This is a genomic window from Wolbachia endosymbiont of Rhagoletis cerasi, assembly GCF_018454475.1.
Taxonomy (GTDB): Bacteria; Pseudomonadota; Alphaproteobacteria; order Rickettsiales; family Anaplasmataceae; genus Wolbachia; species Wolbachia pipientis.
Map to the genome: position 1 here is coordinate 160369 of NZ_JADCNC010000009.1, position 25909 is coordinate 186277.

Sequence of the window (25909 nt, forward strand, 5' to 3'; positions counted from 1 at the left end):
TAAAAAAAACTTTAAAATATGTCTAAATTTTCCCAAATAGGATGAATGATTATATCACCTTGTTCTGCAATGAGGTAGAATTTATCGATTTTGCTCACATCTATATTTATCATTTTTACACTGAAATTTTCAGGATCATAAGTATTACTTTCTACACTTTTGTGATAATTATAATAATGTAATTTATTTTGATCATCAAAATAACCAAATTCATCAGCAAAGGTTCCCACTTTTCTACCTTTACCACTTTTGACTAGCTCAAATAGATCAATTACATGGTTTTGGGATCCAGGCTCAATAGGCCCTTCTGCAGCAAAAAATTTAGGTGCATGACCAATGTATTCCTTAAATTTTAGATTATGAGTCTTTTTTACACTACCAAAATCCACAAATTTATATTCATCTGAAATACCAGAATATTGTGGATCATACTTTTTATATTCAAAAAACTCATTACCTAAAAAATTACAAAACGTTAATTTATAATTATCATGATCGGATTTTACGACTTTAAGGTAATGAAAATCTCCAGGAATCTTTACTTCCTCTTCCGTAATATGATTACGTACAACAAGCTCACCATTTAGCATATGATAGCCAATTTTTGGCAAAGTAGCTATATTGATTGTCTTGTTTAGCTTAAAATTTGCTTCATAAATGCCACTTAACAACTCCTTTCCTTTTTCTAGGGTTATGTCTTGATCTGAAGCTATATTCTTAATTAAGCTTAATTTTTTCTGCATGTTCAATATGGCTTTCGTCAAAACTTCTATTGATTGCCATACAGTTAATTTATTATCAGTCAAATTATATACTTCGAGTATTAAATTAACAGAATTTTATCATGAATTTATGTTAAAAGTATTATACTTTGTAAACTTATGTCATGATATTAACTACATTAGCTAAAACATGCTTTTTATCTAAGTGGAGTTGCTTTGCGGCAACGAAAAGTTCATCTATTTTTTTCCACTGACTTAGCAGAATTTCAACACCATTTACCTCTCTCTTTATGCTTTCTAAAATGAAGGCCTGAATTATATATGATGCTAGTTCTAGTTCGATTTCGCTATTAATTACTTTATTAATCATATTGGGATTCTTTAAATCATGAAGAAATTTATAAAAGCATTTGTATGCTTCATAAGCATCACTACTTATTGTATTTATTATCATTCCTGGCATTCCAGGAAATAAAGTAATCATTTCGTCAAACGTTTGATTATCAAATTTACATTGAGATGAAGCAACTTGCTTTGTTTCATCATAAGTTAATGGGAGTAAATTTAGCTGAAAGCACCTACACAAGATAGTGGTTTGTATATCATATGGCTTATGGCTAATTATAAATATCTTAGAATTTTTTGGCGGCTCTTCTAATATTTTCAATATTGCGTTTTTAGCGTTATTAGTCATTGCCTCTAAGCTATCTATTATAGCTATTTTGTGTTCTGATTGAATGGGACTTAAGTGTAGAAAGTTTTTCATTTCTCTGACTTTTTCTATTCCGATAGTATCACCTTCAACAATGTGTAAGTCCAATGCTACTTCATTATAGTTTTTTATGAGTAACCAATTGGAGAAGGATTTTGCAAGTGTTGCTTTTCCTATACCTTTTTTACCACAGATCAGCCAAGACTGAACAGATAAGTTGTTCATTATTTTTTTTTTGGCTTGGTTGTGGCCTATTACTTTTTTCATTCTTTCTCCTATAGATTTTAGTTTGAAAATGCGTTGTTTACTGTTTGTAATGAAATTGCACCTTCCCTTAAAACCTTAATCTTATCTTCGGTTAAGTCAATAATAGTAGATTCTATACCAGAAACTAGTTCGTCATCTTCAATCACTACAGATAAATGTTGCTTAATGGATTGTGGTATATCGTTTGCCTTACATACACTTTCTTTTCCTGAAATATTTGTACTAGTTGCAACTATTGGAACTTTCAGTTTGTTTAGTATTGAAATTGCAATAGGATGCTCAGGAATTCTGATACCTATACTATCTTTAAAGAATTCGTTTGGCAATATGTTGTTGTTTTTAAGTGGTAAAATATAGGTAATTGGTCCAGGAGAAAAGTGGTTTATTAAATCAATATATCTTTCCTTTACCTTTGCTATTTTTGTCAAATTGTAAATATCACTAACAAATATAGACAGTGGTTTATTTTGAGAGCGTTTCTTTATCTGATATATTTTTCCTATAGATTCATTATCTAGTGCATTACAAGCAAGAGCATACACTGTTTCTGTTGGAAAACACACTAATAAATTGTTCTGTATTGCATTTATTATTTTAGATACCATATAGCTAAAAACTTATTCATAACAACTAGATCAGTTTTGTTGCACTGTATCTTATATAGTAACTGCTAGTTTTTGTAAACGTAATGCAACGCAGCTTACCATTTGTTATGCAGATTTGCTACAACCCAAACTCTTCATTGACTTTATCAATTATTGCCTGTGGTGGATCCTCTCCCCATCCTGAATACAAAATCTCTCCATAGTCTGCAACATCTATAGAGCCAGTTCTGCTTTTTGCTAGAAACATTTCTCTTTTCTCTTTATCAACTAATACATAATGCCACGCTGATTTTCCACGATCTTTACCACGGACTAAGTATATAAGATCTGACCTACTTCTTTTTGTTGCATCAGCAAAAGATCTTTCATTGACAGTTCTGCTTTTACTTTTTATGCCGCCACTTTCAGAAAAAGCTTCCTTGGATTCGGTTTTTTTGCCTGCTAATTCAGAAATTTTTCCTTTTTCCCCTAATGCCCGTTCTTTGGTGTTTTGAGACGAATACTTACTGGAAAAACCTTCCCCTGTACCGCCAGGAGTCCTGTTTGTGAAACGCTTAGTAAATGAATTATTGTCGTTGTTTTCTGCCATAAAAATCTCCAAACTTTAGATTGTAGAATCCAAACTTTTACTACACTTTATCATATGTTAATTAAATTAATATAAATGAAAAATAATATAGTAATTATTACAGGAATTACGGCCTCAGGTAAATCAGAATTATGCGATAACCTGATAGAAAAATATGGAAATATTAGTATAATAAATTGTGATTCAAAGCAGGTATATGAAGAAATTCCCATAATTACTGCTCAACCACCAAAGCAAGAAGTATTTTATAAACTATATGGTTATGTTTCAGCAAAAGAAAATTATTCCGTGGGTCTATGGTTAGAAGATTTAGAAAAAGAAGTTAATCACGCATTAGAAAATGCTCAAATACCTATCATCACTGGAGGAAGCGGGCTTTACATCAGCAGTTTAATCAAAGGCTTATCATCAATGCCACAAATAAGTCAGGAAGTGAGGAAAAATGTAAGCGAATTAAGGAAAAATTTAAGTAAAGAGGAGTTTTACAAATTAGCGCTAAGCAAAGATCCAAGGATTCAAGGTAAAGTGTTCATGAATGACTCGCACCGCCTTTCAAGGGCACTTGAAGTTATCACTGAAACTGGCAAGTCAATTTTTGTATGGCAAGAGAATAGACAGCCTCCTTTATTCAATAATTTTAAGATATATACAATTCTGCCTAAACGTGAAGATGTATACCGAAAAATAAATTCTCGTTTCATTACAATGATTGAAAATGGAGCAATTGATGAAGTAAAAAAGCTACTTAGCATGAACCTAGCCCCACATTTGCCAGCTATGAAAGCACACGGAGTGCCAGAAATTATAAAGTACTTGAAAGGTGAGATTACTTTAGACGAAGCGATACAAATTGCTCAAACAAACACAAGACACTACGCGAAACGTCAGTATACCTGGTTTAAAAAACAATTTCTAAATGCTGAAGTGATTGATTGTGCAAACAAGCTCAAGATATTTTAATTCAGGCCGTGCTCATTACTACGAATAGGGGGTTCCATATTTTCCAGATGGTCGCTTACTTCTAGTGGATCGCCTAAACCATGCTCTATTTTTATTTTAAAAAATCCAAGCCTCTCGCACAATTTCTGAAAGTATTCTTTTATAATGTCAAATAAGCTTTTATCACCTATATTATAGTCCTTCAGTCTCTCAGGAACAGTAAGTGACAAGTTACCATTTGTGTATGTTACATTTTTATCATCTTGAGACTTAAGCGTGAATTCTAGTGAGCTGGATAGATCACACACCTTGTCACCGAATGTACCGTCACTCCTTTGGAAAAATATTGGTAATGTCATATCAGATTTAACACTCACATTATTTTGGCTAACACAGTCAATACTTATTACTTTTTCAGGGCTTTCTATTATGAATGAATGCTGGCTAAGTGCACCTTGAAACTCTATATGTACACCAGCTTCATATCCTGCTTGATTACAATTGATAACTAATTCTTCCAAGATAGAGTCACTTGGAACTTCTGCCTTAGCGTATTTGAACATCTCCTTAAAAACTTTTCTTGCAAATGGGCGGTAGTCTTCATTTTTACCTTCACTTTTTGGCAGTAAACTATCATGTTCTTTGTATAGCTCGGCAATCAAATCTCTACTTATACTTTTGCCGTTAATAACAAAATCCATTCTCTGAAAATCTAAGAACGCTGTATTACCAGAATTCGCTTCAGCATTGTCTTTACCAGCTCTTAACTTGCTAAAACCAAACTTTTCTGCTTGAGCTCTTAATGTAACTACTGGATTTTCCTTTTCTTCTGATATAGAGCTACTCATTATGAATACCTTGATATAGACTGCTGATAGTATAATAATACATAAGAATGATTAATAAGTTAATAAAATACCTACTATAAGCCCTATGATAGCAAATATAGTTAGGGGTAACTTAGGCTTACCGACGATTTTAAAAACAACAAATTCGTCATTCCGTTACGTGTTAGCGGCTGAGATACCGCGAATGAATCGCGGTATGACGTTAGAGAGCTGTGCTAGCTATAGTGCATACCTGACCATAAGGTGACAAGATTTTAAAAAGGCTCTATAACAGTTTTACACATGTATGAATCTCAATGAGCAATCAGATTTTTCTAAATAGCAGGCTGGAGAATATACCTAAGTTCCATTCCGCAATATTGCCTAAACTTTGTGGTGGGGACAAGGTGGTGGATCTGCTGTTTTATAAGCCACTTAGTTATGTGGATAGAAGCAAGTTACTATCTGATGCTCGAGTTGGAGAATTTACAACTTTCATTGCAAAAGTTTATGAACATCAGTCGCCCACTTTTAGAGGTAGACCATATAAAATAGTCGTTGAAAGTGAGAGTCAGTATATATTTATAGTCTTTTTTAATTACTCAGTTAAGTATTTATATAAACTATTTCCAATTGGAGCGAATGTGATCATCAGTGGCAAACTCGAAAAATTTGCTGAACATTGGCAAATTACTCATCCAGATTACGTGTCGCTTGACATCAACCAATTTAAAGAAATAGCTTGCATAGAGCCAGTTTACCAATTATGCCGTGGCATTACCAATAAGCGCATTGGGAACATAATAAGCTCTAATCTAAAGGAATTGCCTGATTTACCAGAGTGGATAGATGATACATTAATCAAGCAAAAAAAATGGTTAAGTTGGAGGGAAAGCATCATAAAGTTGCACAGACCAAGCTCATTGGTGGAAGCTGAGGTTTGTAGAAAAAGGCTTGCTTATGATGAATTGTTTGCGTATCAGCTAGCGCTGAAACTTGCAAGAAAAAATCATGTGAAAGAAAGGGGAAGAGAATTTATAATATTGAGTAAATATAAAGAGCAAGTTTTAAATGAATTGTCGTTTCAATTAACAAATGATCAAACTCGTGCAATAGATGAGATCTCAGAGAGACAAAAATCCAAGTATCGCATGATAAGCTTGCTGCAAGGTGATGTTGGTAGTGGCAAAACCGTAGTTGCACTTTTTGCGATGATAAATGTGGTAGAAAACAACATGCAGGCAGCTCTAATGGCACCGACTACTATCTTGGCGGAGCAACATTATAATTGGATTGAGGAAGTTTTATCCTGTACCGATATAAAAGTTGCTCTGCTTACTGGTAAAACTTCGCGCAAGGAAAGAAAGATTATCATGAACGAACTTGCAAGTGGTGTTTTAAATATAGTGATTGGCACTCATGCACTATTTCAAGCTAACGTTACATTTAAAAATTTAGGGCTTGCAGTCATAGACGAGCAACAGCGATTTGGAGTGATGCAGAGAAATCGCTTGGTAGGAAAAGGAGAAAATGCCGATATACTTTTCGTTACTGCAACTCCCATTCCAAGAACTTTGCAGCAAGCTATGTATGGTGACGTTGAATGTTCAATTTTGAAAGAAAAACCAAAATCCAGATTGCCAATAAAAACTGTAACTATGAACATTAGTAGGGTGCCAGATGTTATTGAAAAGCTAAAAGGTGCTATAAACAGGGGCGAAAAAGCATATTGGATTTGTCCATATATAGAAGAAAACGAAGAGACCAATATTGCTGCAGCAGAGATGCGTTTTCAGGAATTACAAAAAACATTTCTTGATAAAGTCGGGATAATACACGGAAAATTGACTCAGGAGCAGAAAGATCAAGTTATGTTTTCCTTCAAAAGGAATGAATTTTCTCTGCTTGTTGCAACCACTGTGATAGAAGTTGGTATAGATGTGCCAGATGCAACCATCATGATTATAGAAAATGCAGAGCAATTTGGGTTATCACAATTGCATCAGTTAAGAGGCAGAGTAGGGCGAGGAAACAAGCCATCTTTTTGTGTATTATTATACGATAATTTAAGTAAAAGCTCATCTTCAAAGTTAAAGATCATGTGTGAGTCACAAGATGGATTTTACATTGCTGAAAGGGATATGATGCTAAGAGGCAGTGGAGATATTTTAGGCACAAAACAATCAGGATGTATGGAATTTAAATTTGCTGATTTATATCAGGACAAAGAGCTGCTCAATCTCGCGTATAATAACGCAAAAGGCGCAATGGCTGATTTTGAATTACTGCTTGATATATTTGAATATAGGAGTAGATTACATTTTTCAAAATTTCAGTAGGAAAACCAGGTAGCCCGCAGAAACGAAAAAACTTCCTTGACAAACCTCGCCAGCCCCCTTATCATGAAACTGAAGCTATTGTATTTGCTTTCGCCAATCTGCAGATTAAAAGGTAAGGATTACTTAATGTATCGGCGTCTTATGTTCAATTTTTTGCAGTATATAGATACTGTATGTCTTTACAAAACTTCATCTACATCTAGATTTTTATCTAAATAAGCTGAACGCGCTTATAAAGCGTTACAAGACATCAAAAAATGCCAATACTCGACAGAGATAGTAAAAGACTAGCTAACTCGGGGATTCTTTGTCTTTTTTTCTGCTTAGTAAATTTCTTAAACATTTGCAGCGTAAGTTAGTTGCAATTAAAAGCAGCTGAATTTCGCTTGTCAAGCGTTTAAAACATAAAAAACGCCAATATTTTAAAGCGGATAATAACCACGGGGCTTCTTTTGCCTTTTTTTTCATTTGGTAAATTTCTTAATGTTTATGGCTAAACGACAACCGTCATCCCGCTGCTTGTTAGCGGGATCTCTTGTTAGCGGCTGAGATACCGCGAATGAATCGCGGTATGACGTAGATTGCTGTCATTCCAGTGCTCCTTTTTTTGTCATCCAAGCAGCCTCCTATGGTGTCATCCCAGTGCCCAGACACTGGGATCCAGCATTTCATGCAATCCCATCAAGAACGTTGTATTTTACATAACACTTTTATGCTTACCAACCCAGTGTCCAATCAAAATTCCTGGATCCCAGTGTCTGGGCACTGGGATGACATCATAGGGACACTGGGATGACACCATAGGGGCACTGCCGTCATAAAGGAACCAGTGTCAGCTACTTGAATGACATCATAGGGGCGCTGGCCTGACAACCGTCATCCCGCTGCTTGTTAGCGAGATACCGCGAATGAATCGCGGTATGACGGTGTAATGACGGTTAAGTAATTCGTTATCCCGCTGCTTGTTAGCGGAATCTGCTGTGGCGACATAAACTCAAATCATTTCAAATTTCAATCCAAAGAGGTATCATTATGTCAAACAACTTCAATTTTAAAGAATTTTTTAACCACTATGAAACAAATAGTACGTCAGATGATATACAAAGGTATTATTTGCTGTGGAAATCAGTAATAGCGCAGGCGATGACTGATGCAGCAAGTAACTGTAAAAAAACAGAAAGCTTGGTAGAAAAACGTAAGGCAATTTCTTGGTTGTCAGACTTTAGTCAAGATTTTGTGCACACATGTATATTGGCTGATTGTGATCCGGTATACGTAAAAAATAAAATACAGCCAACCTTAAAAAGCCTTACTAGATAAAGCCTTTTTATATACTTAATGAGGTTTACTCCTTTTACCGAAAAAAATATAATTCAATCTCCTATCTATAGTTGCCTCTATATCTTTGATTAATAGCTGCTTTATCATGTTTACTTTTCGCTTTGCATCTTGAGCTTGACGCTCATTGTTACCACTGCTATTGCTGTAATTATTCTTATTACTATAACTACTGCCACTTGGTTTACTACTGTTACTGAACTCACTACCCTTTTTTCTTCTTGTGATTATGAACATAAGTATCCATATTATCTTTTCCTTTAAAAAGGACTTCCAGCCTGTGCTAAGGAACAACTTATAGAGAAAATGCGGAGTAAGGAATGCTACTAACACTCGAATAGAAATTCCATAACCGAGATCTTCCCTATTTTCATAATACAATTTGCAATATTGAAACAAATGGTAAAACGCATTTTTTAAAGAGCCAAATTCTACAGCATACCAAAAGCCATTGGTGAGAAACATGAGCATAATGCTGGATGTATAAAGATACATTGTGAAGAGAAACAGTTTCACAGTTATATCTTTTAGACTACCTAATATATAATTTAATAATCTTAATCTATAGAAAAGTGATATCATTTCACACCCACTTCAATATGGCTGGGGTGGAAGGATTCGAACCTTCGCGTGGCGGTATCAAAAACCGCTGCCTTACCACTTGGCTACACCCCAATACTACTTACATCAATAACACTATTAGCCCAATTAGTAAAAGATTTATTTGCTTTTTCTATGGGCATCACAGCAATAGCTGGCTGATCATAAGAATGCATTGCTTCAATTTTTTCTACAATTTTATCAACTTGATCATTTTTGCTTTTCATAATTGCTACTACTTCACAACTATTACTAATTTTACCTTCCCATAAATACAGAGAATTCACTTCGGGAAATATATTTACACATACAATTAATTTCTCGTTTAACAATTCTTCAGAAATAGTTTTAGCTTCTTCAAAATTTGAAAAAGTTGTATAAATCAAAACTAAACTACTCATTAGAATCTATATAAACGCACTGCTACTATACTCTACCGAGGTTTATTCATCAAGAGAAAATAACGCCAGCGCGTACTGTATGAACATTTGTTTGCAAAGGTAGTATGTTAAGTGTTATAGCTAGTTTGCCTCAAACGTAAAGGTGTCATCCCAGTGCCCCTGTGATGTCATTCCAGTGCTTGACACTGGAATCCAGTTTTCCATATAATCTCATCGAAAACGTTGTAACCACTTTCTATGCTAGTTTGCTTGTAAACAAGCAAACTTTCCTGGATCCCAGTGTCAGCTACTCGGATGACACCTTTCCTAGCAGAGAAATCACAATGTTCATACGGTTGTACGCATACCGCTGGGATCTAGGATTTTTCTATAGTTTAAAAACAAAAAAGGATGTTACTCATTGAGTAACATCCTTTTGGAGAAGGTGGATAGCTTTGTTTAGTTCGTTTTCATAGCTGTTTGTGCAGCTTGCTGTTGAACGTCAGTGTCAACAGCTACTTTCGTAGAAGGCTGTCCCACCAGTTTGTCCAGATGACCTGTCTTTCTTAAGTCAGCTTGGGTTTTTGCCTTGCCATTTTCAGTAAACATTGTATGTGTTGGAGAAGAAGTTGGTGAATTGAATCCACTATCAGAACCATTACGATTACTAAAAGAATTGTGTAATGTAGATTCAGTTTTAGCACTTAAACTAAATTCTTTTAAGTTTTTCTCCATTGCTGCCCCAACTTCATCTTTACTGAAAGATTGTTCCAATCTTTCTAATGAGCTTGTTGGTGTAGAAGGACCAGATGAACCTCTTGCACTATCAAAAGAATTACTGCGAGTTAGAGTTCCTTTATTCGAATTACCAAGATATTGGTTTACTTTAGGATCACTGAGAACATCTTCACTGAAAGAACTTTGTCCATTTAAGTTAGTCAATGAGGCGCTTCTAGTTGGTACTTCTGGAGTTTCTACCCTAGTAAGGTTGCTAGTACTATTACGTCGTGCAACTCCTGGTCTTCCTCCTATTGTTGCAGTTTTATTAGTATTCTCAATTGGAGTAGGAGTATCAACGTAAAAAGTGCTATTTCCTATTTTTCTAGGCAACGTGTCTGATTCAGAAAGAACTTGATATTTAACTTCAGAAGTTTTTTCTGACTTTTTGCCACTTTTGAAAGGTGATGAAACCTTATCCCAAAGTGAAGTAGCTGTTTTCACTTCTTTATGGTTTGCAGGATTTAACAATTCCGCTTCACTGCTAATGGTACTGTCAGTACTTACAGAATTTAGAAAACTCATTGAACTGCTTCTTGATGAGCTGTTTTCAAAAGATTGCATTGAACCTTTTCTGATACCATACTTTCCTGCTACTTCATTAAGGTTCTCTATAGAGTTAGAAAGTTTATGCTCTGTTTTGCATTTTTTAATAATCTCCTTAATTTCATTATGATGTTCAGAGAAAATTTCATAAAGACTATTATTATCCTTAGACAACAAATTTTGCAACTTCTTAGCGTCTAATTTATTGACAAAATCTACTTGCTGTTTCAACCGGTTGATCAACTGGTCCTTTTTGGCACTTTGTTGACCATCAACAGAATAAGCTTTCTCTAATATTTTTTCTCCCAGCTTAGAAAATATTTCCTTAGTTAAAGCAGAGTTATTCACGGCTTTGTCTTCAAGAACTTCCTTAATAAACATCTCCTTTACACTATTGAAATTCCTTGTTTTTTCTTCTGTTTTCAAAACAACAGTTTGACCTTCGTTACCTATTGAATATGGGATGCCGTCTAAACTAGACATACTTTCACTTAAATTACTTAAACTGCGCCCCATTTTTCCTAACGTAGCACCAGTTCCCTCTCTTGTTGCTCGTCCCACAGAACTTATAGCTCCTTTTACTGAATAATAACCTTCTCTTGCTTTTTCTGCAGTATATACTGACGCGTCCTTAACTTTCCCAGCAGTATATTTCGCCCCATCAACTGTTTTTTCTGCTGACCACTTGAGCCCTTTATATCCAGATTGAACTGCTTTTACAGCGACTTTTACAGCGAAATATAAAGCAAGACCAACTATAGCACCTGGTATAGCAAGTGTTGCACCAACTGCCAAAAGTGGTAGTACTGCCGTAAATAATCCACTTGCTGCACTTACTACAAGAATCTTATCTCCTTGTTCCATCTTAGAGAATTCTGTATCCCCTTTTAACAGGTCAGTAATTCTTTCTTTTAGCTTCTTGGGATCCTTAGCAGCCTCTAAATTTAATGAATCTTGCGTCGTTTTATTCAAACCAAGATCATTTCCTTGTTCAGTTACAACAGAATTTTTTTCACTAGGTGACATTTTAAACCTCACTATTAATTAAATATATTATAATTGTATTCCTTGATTCTTAAGTTAGTGTTAAATTGATTGCCAGTATTTATTTGTCTTCAAATAATTTCGCTTGACGTGTTTTGTGGTAACATAGAAAATTAGGTCAAGAAGCTGCAGCATTTATGAAGTATAGAAAAAGAACACTCATCTTTTTGGCTGTTATAACTTTAATAATAATAGCTTTACTATTTAGGTATAATTCCCATTTTCACAAAGACGTAGTGCACTTAAAGAGTGACAACAAAGAATTCAAAAAAAAGCCAGAAAATTCCATAGAGTCGACCATATTACATAGAGAAAAGGAAGTGTACGATCATGTTTTCCATCCTGATGATTAATTTGTAAATAAAATAGCAATTTATGTTTGCATTTTCTTATTAAAGAAGTAATATTAGCGTATTAATTATAGAATCAATCATTATGTTTGATGATAATAATCCTTGGAATCTGGGAAAGAAACCGGTAGGGAACAAAACTCCTAATAATGAAGATATTTTAAGTAAAGCTGTATCTGATATAAGGTTCTTTCTTAATGGATTAACCAGAAACAGGGGCAAAAAACCTTATTTCATCATTTTCATTATTTTGCTGTTCTATGCTTGCACTGGCTTTTATATTGTCCATCCTAGTGAAGAAAGTATAGAACTTACCTTTGGTAAATATTCTAATACAGAAACACCTGGTTTGCGTTATCACTTCCCCTACCCTATTGGCAAGGTTTTTAAAGTGAACGTTAAGGAAGTAAATCGTGAAGAAATTGGGGTAAGTAGTTCTTATGGGCGAGATACAGATCGCGGTGAAGGCGTGATGCTAACTGGAGATGAAAATATAGTCAACGTTAACTTCGAGGTTCAATGGCGCGTTAGAGATGCTAAGGACTATTTATTCAAAGTGCGGGATTACAAACCCGGTTTCAGTGTTAAAAATGCTGCTGAAAGTGCCATGAGAGAAATAATAGGTAAAAACACGATCTCTTTTGCACTTGGTCAAGGCAGACCAGAAATTTCTAGAGATACTAGAATTCTATTGCAGCAGATTCTTGATGGATACCAAATGGGCATAGAGATTTTATCTGTTCAAATGAAAAAAATTGATCCACCAGAAAAAGTAATCAGTTCGTTTAGAGATGTACAAAGTGCTCGTGCAGACAAAGAGCGTACTATAAACGAAGCATATGCTTATAATAATGATATTATACCTCGAGCAAAGGGTGAAGCGATAAAGATAAAATTAGATGCACAAGCATATGAAAATGAAGTAATAAATGAAGCAAAAGGTAATGCAAATCGCTTTTTATCTCTTTATGAGGAATATAGACAGAATCCTTCTCTCGTTAAGAATCGTATTTATCTTGAAACTATGGAAAATATTTTCAGTAAGGTAGACAAAGTTGTTGTAACTGATGATCTGAAAGGTATGTTTTCTTATTTACCTCTTACAAATTTAGGAAAATAACCATGAGTAGTAATATTAAAATTGTTTTTGTTTCTGTATTTGTTGTTTTATTGATTGTTTTATCTAATTCAATATTTGTTGTGCAAGAAACAAAGCAAGCAATAGTTATACAACTGGGTAAAGTTGTAAGGGATGTTAGGGAAAGTGGCTTATATTTTAAGTTGCCATTCATAAATAGTGTAGAGTTTCTTGATAAAAGAGTTTTAGATTTAAGTCCTGATAAGATCCCAAGGGAAGTGATAACAGCGGATCAAAAACGTATTATAGTAGATGCGTATGCAAAATATAAAATAACAAATCCTGTTACTTTTTACCAGGCTGTGAGGAATGAATCAGGGCTGGTTAGAAGATTATATCCGGTTATAGAAGCACACATAAGAGAAAATATAGGCAGATTTTCGTTGATTAGCTTGTTGAATGAAAAAAGATCAGAGGTTATGCAATTGATTCAGCGTGGAGTTTATTCTGAAGCTGAAAAATTTGGCATAGAAATAATAGATGTAAGAATTAAGAGAGCAGATTTACCAGAAGAAAATAGTTCTGCAATATTTCGCCGTATGCAAACTGAAAGGGAAAAAGAAGCAAAAGAAATTAGAGCAGAAGGAGAGCAAGCTGGGCAGGAAGTTAGATCAAAAGCTGATAAATTAAAAAGGGAAATTATCTCCAGTGCAGTAAAAGAATCGTACGAAATAAGGGGCCGTGGTTATGCTGAAGCAACTAGAATTTATAATGAGGCATTTAAGGTTGATGAAGAGTTCTTTAACTTTTATCGCTCTATGAGCGCTTACAGTAAATCATTTGCCGAAAATAATACTAAATTTGTACTTTCACCAAACAATAACTTTTTAGATATTTTAAATAAAGGATGGAAATAATTTATGAAAAGTAAGGCATTTATTTTATCTATATTTGCATATTTTCTAATTGCGTTTTCTTCGTATGCTAATATGTTTGATTGGAATGCAAAAAAGGTCGTTGATGCTAGCACTACTGCATGCAACTGTAATCAAGGACTTGCCGATTTAGTGGAAGAACTCATTCCTGCGGTTGTAAATATTTCAAGCGAACAAATCATCAAACAAGAAAATAACAGCAGAACTAGAGTTCCATCTATGCCAGGAAATAATTTTTTTGATGATTTTAGAGAGTTTTTTGAGCATTTTGATCAGTTTTTTATGGATAGGGGCCCTAGTGTTAACAAAGAGGCGGTGTTGCTTGGTTCTGGGTTTATTATAGATAAAGGTGGAACTATAGTAACCAATTATCACGTTATTAAAAACGCCAAAGATATCACAGTTACTATGAACGATAATACTTATTTCAAAGCAGAAGTTTTAGGCTATGATGCAAGAACTGATCTTGCTGTGCTTAAGATTAATTCTGATAAAGATCTTTCTTCTGTTGCATTTGGTGATTCTGATAAAGCAAGGGTTGGTGATACGGTTATGGCAATAGGTAACCCATTTGGTTTGGGTGGCTCTGTAAGCACAGGAATTATATCTGCAAGGTCCAGGGACATTAGTATTGGCACTATGAATGAGTTTATTCAAACTGATGCTGCAATTAATAGGGGTAACTCTGGAGGACCGTTATTTGATTTAAATGGAAAAGTTATAGGTATTAATACTGCTATCTATTCTCCATCTGAGTCTGGCGGCAACGTGGGTATAGGTTTTGCCATACCATCTAATTTAGCTATGTCAATTATTGACACATTAAAAAGTGGCAAAAAAATAAAACATGGTTGGCTTGGTGTGCAAGTTCAGCCTATAACGAAAGAATTTGCTGAGTCCTTGGGTTTAAAAGATATAAAAGGCGCATTGGTTGCAAGTATAGTAAAGGATAGTCCTGCAGAAAAAGGTGGGATTAAAGTAGGTGATATATTATTAGAATTTGACGGTAAAAAAATCGATAGAATGACACAATTACCTCAAATGGTTTCAAGAGCTGGACCTGAGAAAAAAGTGCAAGTTAAGTTACTTAGAAAGAGCAAAGAGGTTAATATTAAAGTTGTGATCGGAGAATCTACAAATGATGGCCAAGATAACAATCAAGAAGAAAATAAATCAACATCTGATTATGTAACCGGTTTAACTGTTTCAAATCTGCCAAAAGAATCAAAAGAAAGTAAAAATAATGTACCTACAAAAGGTGTGATAGTTACCAATGTAGATAGTAACAGTAATGCCACGTTGCGTGGTATTAAAAAAGGAGACATTATTATCCAATTAGATGGAACCGATATAGAAAATACTAATGATTTTCAAAAACAAGTTGATTCAGCAGTAAAGAAAAACGGTAAAGATTCAATAATGTTGCTCATTTACCGCAATGGAAATCAATTTTTCGCTTCAATAAAGTTAAAGAAGTAATTTTATTCACTAAATTTACAAAACAGTAGTGTTGTAAGCTCGCTACTGTAACACTTCAATCTTATAAAATAAATTAAAATCTACACTAGATTTCTTGCATAACCATATAAAAAACCAAAGGATGTCATTCCAGTGTCAGCTACTTGCATGACGCCGTCATAAAGGAACCAGTGTCGGCTACTTGGATGACACCATAGGGGTTACTTGGGTGATACTATAGGAGGCCTAACATGAACTTTCTAAAATTCATTGAACTGTGCTTTCAAACAGTGGTGCCGGGATGTGAGTATAATGATTATCAGTACATAAAAGTCATAGCAGACAGGCTGGAAGCAGCGAATGCTGGCGAAGTAAGGCGCATAATATTCAATATGCCTCCGCGTTCAATGAAGTCCATATGTATGAGTGTTGCGTGGCCCGCATGGATACTGAGAAATCAGCCAACTGCAAGAATAATAGTTGCAAGTTATTCTAAGTTGCTTAGTGAAAAACATTCGCTCGATACCAGGTGCATAATGCAATCTGATTGGTATAAAAAGCTATTTCCAGAGGTAGAACTATCCAAAGACCAGAACACTAAATACAAATTCCAAACAGTACAGAGAGGATACAGAATCGCAACATCAGTTGGAGGAACATTAACCGGTGAAGGTGGTGACTTTATTATTGTGAATGATCCGCTTAACCCTGCTCAAGCTTTGAGTGAAACATTTAGAAAACGTGCCACAAACTGGTTCGATCAGACTTTAGTAACGAGACTCAACGATAGAAAAAAAGGAGTAATTGTGCTTGTGATGCATAGGCTCCACCTGGAAGACTTAACTGGGCACCTCTTATCCAAGCCAAAAAACATATGGCATCACATTTGTTTGCCAATGATTTCTGAAAATAAGGAGGTTATTTATTCAATTAATAACCATACTGGTGTCATTCCAACCCCCCCTCCTGTCATCCCAGTGCCCAGACACTGGGATCCAGAAAATTCAACCGCAAAAGACTGGATTCCAGCATCAAGTGCTGGAATGACACTACCTGCAAGAGTATTATACTCAAGAGAAGAGAATGAGTTATTATATCCCCTGGAGGGAGGAAGAGAAGAAGTTGAGATGATAAAAGTTGAACTCGGGAGTTACGCTTTTGCTGCTCAATATCAACAAAACCCCCTGCCGCTTTCAAGTGGTATAATAAAACAAGAGTGGCTAAAGCGCTATAAAAATTTCCCTGATAATCTCTCACATGTAACTCAAAGCTGGGACACTGCAGTTTCAACAAACGATTCCAGCGACTTTAGCGTCTGCACCACCTGGGCAAAAATAGATAATAAATTCTATTTACTTGATGTATATCGAGCAAAGCTTGAGTACCCAAAGCTTAAAGAGCAAGTTCTGTCACTAGCTGCAAGATGGACGCCACATGCAATTTTGATCGAAGCAAAAACAAGTGGTCAGCAATTAACACAAGAGCTAAAGGCAAATAGCGATCTACCGATTATTGAAATTGTGCCACACAATGACAAACTCACTCAAAATTGTTCCGGTGATAGAGTCTGGTAGGGTTTTTTTGCCACAGCAAGCAGTATGGCTCAGCGATTTCGAGTACGAAATTTTAATGTTCCCAGAAGCTCGCCATGATGATCAAGTGGATAGTACCGCGCAATATCTGCAATGGATGAGAAAAACTAACACCAGTGCTTTCAGGGTCAGGGATTTTGGTCCCAACCCTAATAAAACACTTGGGTGGTTAAGATATATCTAAAAACCTAAATTTCTTTCCCCCAAAGCTTCTGACGTATGCTTTACCTGTTGCGGATGTTTAAGCTCTGAAGAGACACTTCCCTTATGTTGCACATCAGGAGAAGCAGGTAATCCTGAAGAATAACCACTATCTCTTTTAGAACTAGAGTTATCAGGTGACAATAATTGTGCTTCTGCAAGTCGCCGTAACTGTGATTCTTTACTCTCACATAGAAATCTGCTTAGCTCCCTTTTCCCCTCAGGAGTATGCGTCAAGTATAAAAGCCGCTCCTTCCCAGGGGAGAAAGAGTTGGAGTCTAGCTCCTTTTGCAGCTCAGAAGAAAGACATAGGCGTAGTTCCTTCCTCTCGTCACTAGTAAGAGGTTTTAGTCCACCTGACGCACCTTCATGCGTAGGAGAAGTCACCGCTGAGGATGGATTACTTCTTGCTCTTATTCTAGCTGGGAATGAAGAAAATAGCTTAGACACAGATGATTTTTTAGTTACAGGAGTTTCAGGAGTACTTCGCGTTGTATCACGCCCTTCATCATGTCGCTTAAAGCTTGCGTTATGTTGCTTAGGCTGAGGAGATAAAGAGAAGAAACTTTTTATTTTACTTTGGAGACCACCCCCATGTTTCTTCGGAGATTTACTATCTTGTGACTTTGCTTCAGAATACTCATCACTACTTTTTCGATCACTTTTATCAGTAACTTGCTGTTTTTCAGATTCCTTATTAGAAACCTCAAGATTTAAGAATGTTGAACTATCCCATGCTCTAAGAGAACAAGTGGATTGACTTGGATCTATTTCCAGCACCCCCCGAAAAGGCTCTGTTTCTTCCTCTCTTTCTGATCCTTGCCTGGGATGCTTCTCTAACCTTTCACCACGACTCCGCTTGGGACACCCCCGTGTCTGTGATGCTTCAGCTAATAGCGTTCGAGGAAGCTCAGGGTCAATGGCCAGTTCATGCCTTTTATTGATTACGGAGCTTTCCACGATTTTATTCAGCACACAATAAGAAATGTCTTTGTCATAAAAGTCTATTCCATATACTCCTCCATTACCAAATACCGGTAGGTGTTTTGGTGAAGTACAATCTTCAACATTATTTAACACAACCATACCAAATACATTATTAATACAGCCCGCTTCTTTCTTATTTAAAAGTCTACAATTTTCTTTACCTCCAATACCAGGAGTAATTTGTATCATAGGTACAAGAATTGAATTCTCACTATGGCCTGTATAAGAAGTATGAAGTATAAAATCAACCGGTATACCTATTTCATAAAACAAATCAATTACTGGAAATTTTAGACTCTCAACAACTTCATCCTCGCTACTTGGAACCTGAAAGTCACGACATATCAAAGATGCTTTTCTTTTTACTACCTCCCTAATGAACTCAACATTATCAAAAATGCTTGCCTTTATATACACAGAATTGTCCTTGATTTTCAAAAAACCACCAGTTTCTTTAGGACTATTTTTATAACCTTTTACTGTCGCTGAGAATGACTCTATAAAATACTCTTGTAACCTTTTATCATAGAAATGCATACAATATAGATAAGATTTCCCGTTAAAGCTTTCATCAGATGTATACTCTTCTACATGTTCTAAACCAAAATCTCTTCCCATAGCACCTGTGACGTCTCTCGCAAGCCCATTAGCTAGCAAACATTTTAGATTAAAAACTACACCTTTATCTATTGGCACTGAAAATCTATACTTTCCATTACTATCTACCAATTGGCTCCGATTGAAATTAAAAGGAAAAGATTTCATATCAAAAGATAAACTAGCAGTACTTTCATTTCCACAGAATGTTTCTACTATCCTTCCTTTCATATTGTCTAAATACTCCATGCATTGACCAACATCCATACTTTTATCAAATGAGATAACAATATAATCCTTGTTGCGTAAGCTTTGACGTACATTTTGTACAGTAAAATTAGTAATGCCAATATCATTTTCACAAAGAATAATGTTAAATGCTCTTACTAACTCTTGATTTATTTTGCTAGGCATAACACCTCCCTACTTAAATTACCATAAACTTGCTGTTACTTACCACTTTTGCCACTACCTTGACTACTAGACTGATTTTGTTTTTTTTCTTCCTCTTTACGTCTAATTCTCTCTCTAAAGTCATCAACTCTTCTTGGATCTACTTTACTTAGGTCAATTCTTCCTCCTCCAGGAGCATTATTGTCACCATATTTTCGTTTATTATCATTATCATTCGGCATATTACTCTCCAGTAAAAATATTATGTAATTAATATACTAAAAATAAAATTAAGTGCAAGCACTTTTTTATATTTTTTTTCAAAAAATTTTATTCACTCTTTTTCATAAAATTCAGCTTTCTAGATTCCAGCGTCACGCGCTGGAATGACAAGAAAGAGGTACCAAAAAGAGTAAAATTCCTTTTTCTTGTCGCCTTAGTAGCCATTCTAACATAGAATGTCATCCCAGTGCCCAGACACTGGGATCCAGTCTTTTTTGTCATCTAAAGCTAACACTAGCTATCCCCTCGATGGTGCTTTTTCTGGTGCCTTTCCTATTGAATCCACATAATTATTAACTTTTACATCATCAATCAATCTTTTTGGTGGTTGAGCATTACTTGCAGAACTACGCTGATCAGCACTAGCATTAAACTTACCACTAGTGCCTGATGGAGCTTGCCAATCACCAATTGGATAATCGTGCGCAGGAGGTTTATTACTGTTATCTAGGTTTGCTCTTCTTAATTTCCTATCACCAAGTTTAAATTTTCCACCTCTTTTTCGCTGATCTTGTTTTGGCTTCTCCTCCTCCTGAGGTTTCGGTGGACACACTTCTTTCTTCGGTTCCTCCGGCTTCGCTTTTTTCTCTTCTTCCACTTTTGTTTCTTTTATCTCGCGGGTCTCCTCCTTTATAACTTCTTTAGGCATTAGTTCTTTCATAGGTTTTGGTAAAAGATCAAGCTCTGGTTTGCTCAGAGGAATTGGCCTTACAAATCCTGGTGAAATTTCAAAAAGGAAAACTGGCACTTTAGGTTTTTCTCTTTCATCTACCTTGATTTCTACGTCTTTACGAACTTCTTTATTTTCTTCCTTTAATGATGTTTTTTCTGCTTTTTTATCTTCTTTTTCTGTAGATGCCTCTACCGCAGCCGCCAACTCAACTCCAAACATCTCTGCGAACATTGTAACAATCCATCCGACAACGGCCATTTGTAACCTGAGTTTCAGATCTTGCAATGCAGTTAATCTTTCTAACGCCCTTGCAAACTCTTCTTCTGATAACTCACCACTGCCTAATTTCTCCTGCAATTCTTTTATCTCTTTGTCCAACTTCTGATTGAAACTTAAATCGCGTGCAAAAATCTTCTTGATTAACTCCTTAAGCTTGTCACGCATAAATTTAATTATCGAAAGAAGCCAATTTTTTTCTTTCTTCTCCTTGAGCATTTGGTAGATTTTCGGATCATCTACATCTACTTCAAAAAGGTTGAAGAGAGATTCAAAGAAATTCCAGAAATCTCCGAGTACTCTTCCTTTTTCACCAGTGAAGTAATCCTCATCATCACCTTCTCCGATATGTAGCTCTGCTTGAGATGATATTTCATCGATACAACTAGAAGCCTGACGCTCACACTCGAGCCTCCTGAGCAAATCTTGTCTGGTGAGCTCCTCTACGCACTGCCTCTATTGCTCTGATGTAGCTAAAGTGACTTACGATAATTTGAAAAACAAAAATTCGTCATTCCGCTACTTGTTAGCGGAATCTATACCGCGAATGAATCGCGGTATGACGTAGGACTGCTGTCATCCCAGTGCGTGACACTGGGATCTCGTTCCTTAACTTTATAGGTAAATTATTTCAAATTGTGTCTAGCTGCAAGTATAATAATTTCCATTTATAGATAAAGTATGTTGCAAATGTTATGCCAAAGAGTATAATAAAATCTATATCAAATACTTTACAAGAAAAAGTGGGATAGAGGCAAAAACAAATATTAATAAGGATAATTTAAGAAAAGAGCATGCTAGAGTTTGAAGAAGCAGTAAAAATAAAAAATATTATTGAAAGGTTAAATAGCACATGATATAATATATATATATAGTGTAAAAATGTAAATAATTTTATTGACATCTTTACATTAATAGTTCTTAAATATTTAGTACTGTAGAATTAAATTATTAAGTTTTATGAAGGAAGTAAAAATGGTGGAAAGCTTTTTAGGTAACAACAAAGGCAGTAATTTTATTGAGGAGGCAAAAATAATGGAAAATTTTTCAGATAATAACGGAAACGGTAGCTCAATCTTCCAAGGAAAAATCAGGGAGCAAGATTTCTCTGCAGAGCAGAAGTTAAATGAACTAAAAGCAGCCATAGAGGAGCTCACCAGACAAGATTTGCTCAGGAGGCTCGAGTGTGAGCGTCAGGCTTCTAGTTGTATCGATGAAATATCATCTCAAGCAGAGCTACATATCGGAGAAGGTGATGATGAGGGTTACTTCAATTGTGAAAAACCGCTGGGAGATTTTTGGAGTTTCTTTGAACCTCTCTTCAACCTTTTTGAAGTAGATGTAGATGATCCGAAAATCTACCAAATGCTCAAGGAGAAGAAAGAAAAAAACCTGATTGCTGCGATAATGAAGTTTTTGCGTGATAAGCTTAAGGAGTTAATCAAGAAGATTTTTGCACGCGATTTAAGTTTCAATCAGAGGTTGGACAAAGAGATAAAAGAATTGCAGGAAAAATTAGGCAGTGGTGAGTTATCAGAAGAAGAGTTTACAAGGGCGTTAGAAAGATTAACTGCATTGCAAGATCTGAAACTCAGGTTACAAATGGCCGTTGTCGGATGGATTGTTACAATGTTCGCAGAGATGTTTGGAGTTGAGTTGGCGGCTGCGGTAGAGGCATCTACAGAAAAAGAAGATAAAAAAGCAGAAAAAACATCATTAGAAACAACTAAAGAAGTTCGTAAAGACGTAGAAATAAAAGTGGATGAAAGAGAAAAACCTAAAGTGCCAGTTTTCCTTTTTGAAATTTCACCCGGATTTGTAAGGCCCATTCCTCTGAGCAAACCAGAACTTGGAATTGTGTCAGATCCTTTGAAACATCTATTACGTCTTACTGAACCTGAAAGAAAATCTCATGAAAATTCACAAAAACCAAAAGTGGAAGAAGAGAAAAAAGCGAAGCAGGAGGAACCGAAGAAAGAGGTGTGTCCACCTGCTCCAAAAACTGCAACGAATACGACGGGGACGGGGCAGAGGAGACAGGATGTTCAAGGATGCGATAGTAGTAAGGAAAGAAAGAAAAACCACGATGAAAATAATAATAAGCAAGCTCCAAACCAACCTACTCAAGGCTCTGTTCCTAACGGAAAAGCTTCGAACCAACCTATCCCAAAATCTATGTCTGACAGAAAGGCTTCAGAGCAATTTGTTAAAAATCCTGTTGCTGATTGTGAATATGATCTTACAGTTGGTTTTTGGAATGGTCCTGAGAATGAAGGTTCTGTGAGTAATGCTCAACCACCAAAAGAATTGACTAATGATGTAAAAGTTGAGAAATGTGCAGAAGGTCAGTCAGTAGGAAAGACATAATCATGAAGGTAGTTAGATTACAGTGATTTCTTTTTTGTCATTCCAGTGCGTGACACTGGAATCCAGGCTGTGGGTTTGGTAAGTGTAGGGTTTTATGTTAAAAGGGAGTGGTTTTGATGAAATTGCAAAGAACCAGTGTTAGCTACTTGGATGACAAAAAAGACTGGATCCCAGTGTCTGGGCACTGGGATGACAAGAAAGGGTAGCGCGTGACGCTGGAATCTTGAAATTTGTGTTTTATGAAAAAGAGTGAATAAATTTTTTTTAAAAAAAATATAAAGAAGTGCTTGCATTTAATTTTATTTTTAGTATATTAGTTACATAATATTTTTACTGGAGGGTAATATGCCGAATGATAATGGTAAGGAAAGTTTTAAGGGAGAAAAAGAGTGGGATCTCCGGAACAAGGGGCTAGGTGGTGGAATAGTGACGCATGTTAAAGGAGCAAGGATTGATGATCATCGTGATGCACTTAAGGACGTGCGAGAGAAGCTACGTCAGCCTAGCAGTTCTATGAGCGGGTCAAGCTCTAGTGGAGTTGGTAGCGGTAATAAAAGGTAGTAATAAAAAATAGTTGTTGTAATTTAAAAATGGGGAGGTTGGTATGCCTAATATAGAAACAGTAAGGGCGTTGATTAACGCTTTTAATGTACATAATTATTTTTCTAATACAGTTAAAACTAATTTTAAGCTGCAAAGCGAGGGCAAGAAGAACTATATCGTAGTCTCATTTGATAAGAGTATGGATACGTATCAGTGTAGAAGATATCTGGACAGTATAAAAAGGAAGATAATACGTGAATTCTACGGCATTGAGGAAAGTAATGATGCAGAAATATTGGATACAGCTAAGCTAATTTTTGATGTTAATTCTTTTCCGTTTGATATCAATGATAGAGACTGGTCTTGGGATAAACAGCATGGGTTTAAGTTTGTAACACCTGTAGATAAAGGTGTAATTTTTAATCTAAAGTCTCACTTAGCTTCTTCACTTAAAAAAGATGTTCTAGAAGGTATGCCAACTTGTAGCATATTCACTAATGCATTTGACAAGAAAAAATATTTATGGTGCGGTGAATTTGATAATGAAGAATTAAGTCAGCAATTTAAGAGTAAGTTTTTATCAAGGATGAGAGAAAGATATAAAAATGTTCCTAAGAGCCCTCTGAAGGTTGAAGGTAATGATGTATATATCAAAGATGTTTTTGATGACGCTCGTTTTATTGATAGTGTAACACGGTATAAGGCATGGCTTACAGGTATGGACCTTGGAGTTGGCAATGATGTTGATCATAGTGTGAAGTCATTTAAAAATATGATAATAAGATCTACTTATTCGGTGACAAAAGTGATGGTAGATGGTTTTATACTTGCTCCTCCTTTAAATGGGAGAGTAGTTTCAATTCTTACACCTATTACACAAAATGGTAAGGGGATTAAATTGTTAACAAAAGAAGAGGTACGTGCTATAAATCGTGCATTTAATCATGCTGTACTTGATGATATTAGTGGTAGAACTCAAGCAAAATTATCAGTGAATGGAAGCAGTGGAATATATGGCATAGACTTTTCCAATCCGTACATTTCTCACTGTGTGATAACCAAAATAATAAAAAACTCTGTAATCAACAAAGACCATGAACTGGCCATTGACCCTGAGCTTTGTTTTCGAGCATTGTCGCGATCACCATCGACTGAACTGTCAGATATGAAATGGGAGTCTCCCACGCGGAGTCAGGGTGGAGTAAAGGATTCTCCCAGGCAAGGATCAGAAAAAGAAGAAGGAGAAGAAGGACCGCGGTTGCTCAATTATGTAAATTCAGTTAGAACGAGTGATAGGCCATTGACAGATCTGAGTTATGCTACAACTAGTTGTGGTGTTCCAGGGATATCTAGAGATCTAAGTGCTGTTCAAAATGTGCAAGCAGGACCTAGTGGTTCATCATGGACACGGAGTGAACCTTCATCATCGAAAGGTGCTGAGGCAGATGATGAAAGTATGCCAATAGAGATTCGGGGTGAGCAAGTGAGCTATAGGTCATCATCGATTCCTTCTCCTATAGCATGGAATGATTCAACATTCTTAAATCCTGAGGTTTCTAATAAGGAACCTGAAAAACAGCAAGTTACTAAGGAAAAGGAAGAAGAAAAGTTGTTTAAAGCATTGCTTTATTGGTTTAACTTAAATAATTATGCTTTGGATCCTCCTCATACTAACTTTATTGCAGAAAATGGGAAGATTGCTAGTTTAATTGATGATAGTGTTGATGTAAAAGAATATTTACAGGAGATAATAGATAAAACGAAAGAAGAGTATCGTGTCAATAAGGAAGAAGCCTATGATTTCAATGAGTTTCCATTTCAATTTCTTTCTAATTGTGAGAAAAACCAAGAAACAACAGTTGTTGCTAATATAAGTTGTGGTGCCTTACTTAACTTAAAAGAACTTTTTAGTCGGGAGCATGAGGGAAAAGTAGAAATAAAAGATATCGACATTAACATCGTCGAAAAGGCAGTGAAATCTGAAAAGGACGAATGGGTAAATTCCCAGGTGCGAGAACATAGGTTATGCCCTGGCGCAGCAATTACATCCTGTTATCCCGATGAAAGCGCATTAGAATATATTTCAATTACAAAAGACGAAGGTGGATGCTGGATTGACCGTACTTATGATGCTTCGGAAGTAGAGTCGTTTAGGAAAGAGCAATGGCCTGCTAAAGGTATATCAAAAGCTGAAAAGATGAAGTCCGAAGATAATAAAGACAGCGGTATCTCTTCAGCAGAGGCGACTGATGCTGAAAACGTAAGCTCTAAAGCTGAGGCAACAACAAGTAGTGGTTATGAGTCTATGGATTGTGAGAATACTAGAGAAGGATCGCCAAAACGTACTCTAGAATTGAGTGTGGGAATGGAAGAATTGACAATATCCACAGACCTGTATGCCACTAAGGCCGAGCAGCACTCTCCCATAAAAAAACTTAGAAGCAATTGATCTAATCCACTGCTCTCAGCCACCTAAGCGTTTTATTAAGGTT

At 35.8% G+C, this 25909-nt stretch carries 23 protein-coding genes, 1 tRNA gene and 1 pseudogene; 12 read left to right on the forward strand and 13 right to left on the reverse strand.

Annotated features, from left to right (window positions below):
* Positions 1 to 11: 11 nt before the first annotated feature.
* From INQ25_RS03155 to INQ25_RS03170, 4 genes are all read right to left on the reverse strand, one after another.
* Complete coding sequence (locus tag INQ25_RS03155) at positions 12 to 806, reverse strand: hypothetical protein (protein ID WP_022626354.1); 795 nt, start codon at positions 804 to 806, stop codon at positions 12 to 14.
* A gap of 73 nt (positions 807 to 879) precedes the next feature.
* On the reverse strand, positions 880 to 1701 hold the full coding sequence (locus INQ25_RS03160; RefSeq protein WP_151807995.1) for an AAA family ATPase: 822 nt from the start codon (positions 1699 to 1701) through the stop codon (positions 880 to 882).
* A gap of 17 nt (positions 1702 to 1718) precedes the next feature.
* Complete coding sequence (locus INQ25_RS03165; RefSeq protein ID WP_006280292.1) at positions 1719 to 2306, reverse strand: L-threonylcarbamoyladenylate synthase; 588 nt, start codon at positions 2304 to 2306, stop codon at positions 1719 to 1721.
* Between the two features lie 118 nt (positions 2307 to 2424).
* The gene (locus tag INQ25_RS03170; protein WP_010082479.1) at positions 2425 to 2895 is read right to left on the reverse strand and encodes a hypothetical protein; all 471 of its coding nucleotides are present in this window, start codon (positions 2893 to 2895) and stop codon (positions 2425 to 2427) included.
* Positions 2896 to 2970: 75 nt separating this feature from the next.
* Here INQ25_RS03170 and miaA point away from each other — a divergent pair, with 75 nt between their 5' ends.
* On the forward strand, positions 2971 to 3855 hold the full coding sequence (gene miaA, locus INQ25_RS03175) for a tRNA (adenosine(37)-N6)-dimethylallyltransferase MiaA (RefSeq protein WP_065094524.1): 885 nt from the start codon (positions 2971 to 2973) through the stop codon (positions 3853 to 3855).
* Here miaA and INQ25_RS03180 read toward each other — a convergent pair.
* Positions 3852 to 4682, reverse strand: coding sequence for a hypothetical protein (locus tag INQ25_RS03180; protein ID WP_065094525.1), 831 nt, complete (start codon positions 4680 to 4682; stop codon positions 3852 to 3854). The genes miaA and INQ25_RS03180 overlap by 4 nt on opposite strands.
* 296 nt (positions 4683 to 4978) lie before the next feature.
* Here INQ25_RS03180 and recG point away from each other — a divergent pair, with 296 nt between their 5' ends.
* From recG to INQ25_RS03195, 3 genes are all read left to right on the forward strand, one after another.
* Positions 4979 to 7000 carry an ATP-dependent DNA helicase RecG gene (recG, locus tag INQ25_RS03185; protein WP_038199133.1) on the forward strand — a complete coding sequence of 674 codons (2022 nt, stop codon included), beginning with the start codon at positions 4979 to 4981 and terminating at the stop codon, positions 6998 to 7000.
* 595 nt (positions 7001 to 7595) lie between these two features.
* Positions 7596 to 7796 (forward strand): hypothetical protein, encoded by a 201-nt coding sequence (locus tag INQ25_RS03190; protein WP_213863044.1) that lies wholly within the window; start codon positions 7596 to 7598, stop codon positions 7794 to 7796.
* Between the two features lie 236 nt (positions 7797 to 8032).
* Positions 8033 to 8320 (forward strand): hypothetical protein, encoded by a 288-nt coding sequence (locus tag INQ25_RS03195; protein ID WP_213863045.1) that lies wholly within the window; start codon positions 8033 to 8035, stop codon positions 8318 to 8320.
* Positions 8321 to 8335: 15 nt separating this feature from the next.
* Here INQ25_RS03195 and INQ25_RS03200 read toward each other — a convergent pair whose 3' ends face one another.
* From INQ25_RS03200 to cutA, 3 genes are all read right to left on the reverse strand, one after another.
* Positions 8336 to 8803, reverse strand: a complete 468-nt coding sequence (locus tag INQ25_RS03200; RefSeq protein WP_246484080.1) for a hypothetical protein — start codon at positions 8801 to 8803, stop codon at positions 8336 to 8338.
* 135 nt (positions 8804 to 8938) lie between these two features.
* Positions 8939 to 9013 (reverse strand) — tRNA-Gln (locus INQ25_RS03205).
* The gene (gene cutA / locus INQ25_RS03210; RefSeq protein WP_015589221.1) at positions 9004 to 9339 is read right to left on the reverse strand and encodes a divalent-cation tolerance protein CutA; all 336 of its coding nucleotides are present in this window, start codon (positions 9337 to 9339) and stop codon (positions 9004 to 9006) included. The genes INQ25_RS03205 and cutA overlap by 10 nt, the downstream gene beginning before the upstream one ends.
* Positions 9340 to 9503: 164 nt before the next feature.
* Here cutA and INQ25_RS03215 point away from each other — a divergent pair, with 164 nt between their 5' ends.
* Positions 9504 to 9743 (forward strand): hypothetical protein, encoded by a 240-nt coding sequence (locus tag INQ25_RS03215; RefSeq protein ID WP_213863047.1) that lies wholly within the window; start codon positions 9504 to 9506, stop codon positions 9741 to 9743.
* A 34-nt stretch (positions 9744 to 9777) separates the two neighbouring features.
* Here the strand turns inward: INQ25_RS03215 and INQ25_RS06950 are convergent, their stop codons facing one another.
* Positions 9778 to 11667 carry an actin-bundling T4SS effector WalE1 family protein gene (locus INQ25_RS06950; protein WP_246484081.1) on the reverse strand — a complete coding sequence of 630 codons (1890 nt, stop codon included), beginning with the start codon at positions 11665 to 11667 and terminating at the stop codon, positions 9778 to 9780.
* A 453-nt stretch (positions 11668 to 12120) separates the two neighbouring features.
* Between INQ25_RS06950 and hflK the strand changes: the two genes are divergently transcribed.
* The 4 genes and pseudogenes from hflK (at position 12121) to terL (ending at position 17282) form a co-directional block, all read left to right on the forward strand.
* Positions 12121 to 13155 (forward strand): FtsH protease activity modulator HflK, encoded by a 1035-nt coding sequence (gene hflK, locus INQ25_RS03230; protein ID WP_006279849.1) that lies wholly within the window; start codon positions 12121 to 12123, stop codon positions 13153 to 13155.
* Between the two features lie 2 nt (positions 13156 to 13157).
* Positions 13158 to 14030, forward strand: coding sequence for a protease modulator HflC (gene hflC, locus INQ25_RS03235; protein ID WP_012673275.1), 873 nt, complete (start codon positions 13158 to 13160; stop codon positions 14028 to 14030).
* A 3-nt stretch (positions 14031 to 14033) separates the two neighbouring features.
* Positions 14034 to 15527, forward strand: coding sequence for a DegQ family serine endoprotease (locus tag INQ25_RS03240; RefSeq protein ID WP_213863048.1), 1494 nt, complete (start codon positions 14034 to 14036; stop codon positions 15525 to 15527).
* A gap of 230 nt (positions 15528 to 15757) precedes the next feature.
* A pseudogene (gene terL, locus INQ25_RS03245) lies at positions 15758 to 17282 on the forward strand (phage terminase large subunit).
* Here terL and INQ25_RS03250 read toward each other — a convergent pair.
* The 4 genes from INQ25_RS03250 to INQ25_RS03265 form a co-directional block, all read right to left on the reverse strand.
* Positions 17279 to 19297, reverse strand: a complete 2019-nt coding sequence (locus INQ25_RS03250) for a hypothetical protein (RefSeq protein ID WP_213863049.1) — start codon at positions 19295 to 19297, stop codon at positions 17279 to 17281. The pseudogene terL and the gene INQ25_RS03250 overlap by 4 nt on opposite strands.
* Positions 19298 to 19332: 35 nt before the next feature.
* Positions 19333 to 19518: a hypothetical protein gene (locus INQ25_RS03255; RefSeq protein WP_213863050.1), complete on the reverse strand. Its 186-nt coding sequence runs from the start codon at positions 19516 to 19518 to the stop codon at positions 19333 to 19335.
* Positions 19519 to 19606: 88 nt separating this feature from the next.
* Positions 19607 to 19780, reverse strand: a complete 174-nt coding sequence (locus INQ25_RS03260; RefSeq protein WP_213863051.1) for a hypothetical protein — start codon at positions 19778 to 19780, stop codon at positions 19607 to 19609.
* A gap of 16 nt (positions 19781 to 19796) precedes the next feature.
* On the reverse strand, positions 19797 to 20930 hold the full coding sequence (locus INQ25_RS03265; RefSeq protein ID WP_246484082.1) for a hypothetical protein: 1134 nt from the start codon (positions 20928 to 20930) through the stop codon (positions 19797 to 19799).
* A gap of 552 nt (positions 20931 to 21482) precedes the next feature.
* On the opposite strand from INQ25_RS03265, the gene INQ25_RS03270 reads away from it, so the two are divergent.
* The 3 genes from INQ25_RS03270 to INQ25_RS03280 all read left to right on the forward strand — a co-directional run bounded on the left by INQ25_RS03270 (position 21483) and on the right by INQ25_RS03280 (position 25866).
* A complete protein-coding gene (locus INQ25_RS03270; protein WP_407075201.1) occupies positions 21483 to 22874 on the forward strand; it encodes a hypothetical protein in 1392 nt (463 codons plus the stop codon).
* 345 nt (positions 22875 to 23219) lie between these two features.
* Positions 23220 to 23435, forward strand: coding sequence for a hypothetical protein (locus INQ25_RS03275; protein WP_209472615.1), 216 nt, complete (start codon positions 23220 to 23222; stop codon positions 23433 to 23435).
* Between the two features lie 43 nt (positions 23436 to 23478).
* Positions 23479 to 25866, forward strand: a complete 2388-nt coding sequence (locus tag INQ25_RS03280) for a hypothetical protein (protein ID WP_213863147.1) — start codon at positions 23479 to 23481, stop codon at positions 25864 to 25866.
* Positions 25867 to 25909: the final 43 nt, after the last annotated feature.

What these genes read in the sequence shown, in the direction of transcription:
- INQ25_RS03160 (WP_151807995.1), bottom strand. Translation starts at nt 1,701, where the DNA reads ATGAAAAAAGTAATAGGCCACAACCAAGCCAAAAAAAAAATAATGAAC.
- INQ25_RS03165 (WP_006280292.1), bottom strand. Translation starts at nt 2,306, where the DNA reads ATGGTATCTAAAATAATAAATGCAATACAGAACAATTTATTAGTGTGT.
- INQ25_RS03170 (WP_010082479.1), bottom strand. Translation starts at nt 2,895, where the DNA reads ATGGCAGAAAACAACGACAATAATTCATTTACTAAGCGTTTCACAAAC.
- miaA (WP_065094524.1), top strand. Translation starts at nt 2,971, where the DNA reads ATGAAAAATAATATAGTAATTATTACAGGAATTACGGCCTCAGGTAAA.
- INQ25_RS03180 (WP_065094525.1), bottom strand. Translation starts at nt 4,682, where the DNA reads ATGAGTAGCTCTATATCAGAAGAAAAGGAAAATCCAGTAGTTACATTA.
- recG (WP_038199133.1), top strand. Translation starts at nt 4,979, where the DNA reads ATGAGCAATCAGATTTTTCTAAATAGCAGGCTGGAGAATATACCTAAG.
- INQ25_RS03195 (WP_213863045.1), top strand. Translation starts at nt 8,033, where the DNA reads ATGTCAAACAACTTCAATTTTAAAGAATTTTTTAACCACTATGAAACA.
- INQ25_RS03200 (WP_246484080.1), bottom strand. Translation starts at nt 8,803, where the DNA reads ATGTTTCTCACCAATGGCTTTTGGTATGCTGTAGAATTTGGCTCTTTA.
- cutA (WP_015589221.1), bottom strand. Translation starts at nt 9,339, where the DNA reads ATGAGTAGTTTAGTTTTGATTTATACAACTTTTTCAAATTTTGAAGAA.
- INQ25_RS03215 (WP_213863047.1), top strand. Translation starts at nt 9,504, where the DNA reads ATGTCATTCCAGTGCTTGACACTGGAATCCAGTTTTCCATATAATCTC.
- INQ25_RS06950 (WP_246484081.1), bottom strand. Translation starts at nt 11,667, where the DNA reads ATGTCACCTAGTGAAAAAAATTCTGTTGTAACTGAACAAGGAAATGAT.
- hflK (WP_006279849.1), top strand. Translation starts at nt 12,121, where the DNA reads ATGTTTGATGATAATAATCCTTGGAATCTGGGAAAGAAACCGGTAGGG.
- hflC (WP_012673275.1), top strand. Translation starts at nt 13,158, where the DNA reads ATGAGTAGTAATATTAAAATTGTTTTTGTTTCTGTATTTGTTGTTTTA.
- INQ25_RS03240 (WP_213863048.1), top strand. Translation starts at nt 14,034, where the DNA reads ATGAAAAGTAAGGCATTTATTTTATCTATATTTGCATATTTTCTAATT.
- INQ25_RS03250 (WP_213863049.1), bottom strand. Translation starts at nt 19,297, where the DNA reads ATGCCTAGCAAAATAAATCAAGAGTTAGTAAGAGCATTTAACATTATT.
- INQ25_RS03255 (WP_213863050.1), bottom strand. Translation starts at nt 19,518, where the DNA reads ATGCCGAATGATAATGATAATAAACGAAAATATGGTGACAATAATGCT.
- INQ25_RS03260 (WP_213863051.1), bottom strand. Translation starts at nt 19,780, where the DNA reads ATGACAAAAAAGACTGGATCCCAGTGTCTGGGCACTGGGATGACATTC.
- INQ25_RS03270 (WP_407075201.1), top strand. Translation starts at nt 21,483, where the DNA reads ATGGTGGAAAGCTTTTTAGGTAACAACAAAGGCAGTAATTTTATTGAG.
- INQ25_RS03275 (WP_209472615.1), top strand. Translation starts at nt 23,220, where the DNA reads ATGCCGAATGATAATGGTAAGGAAAGTTTTAAGGGAGAAAAAGAGTGG.
- INQ25_RS03280 (WP_213863147.1), top strand. Translation starts at nt 23,479, where the DNA reads ATGCCTAATATAGAAACAGTAAGGGCGTTGATTAACGCTTTTAATGTA.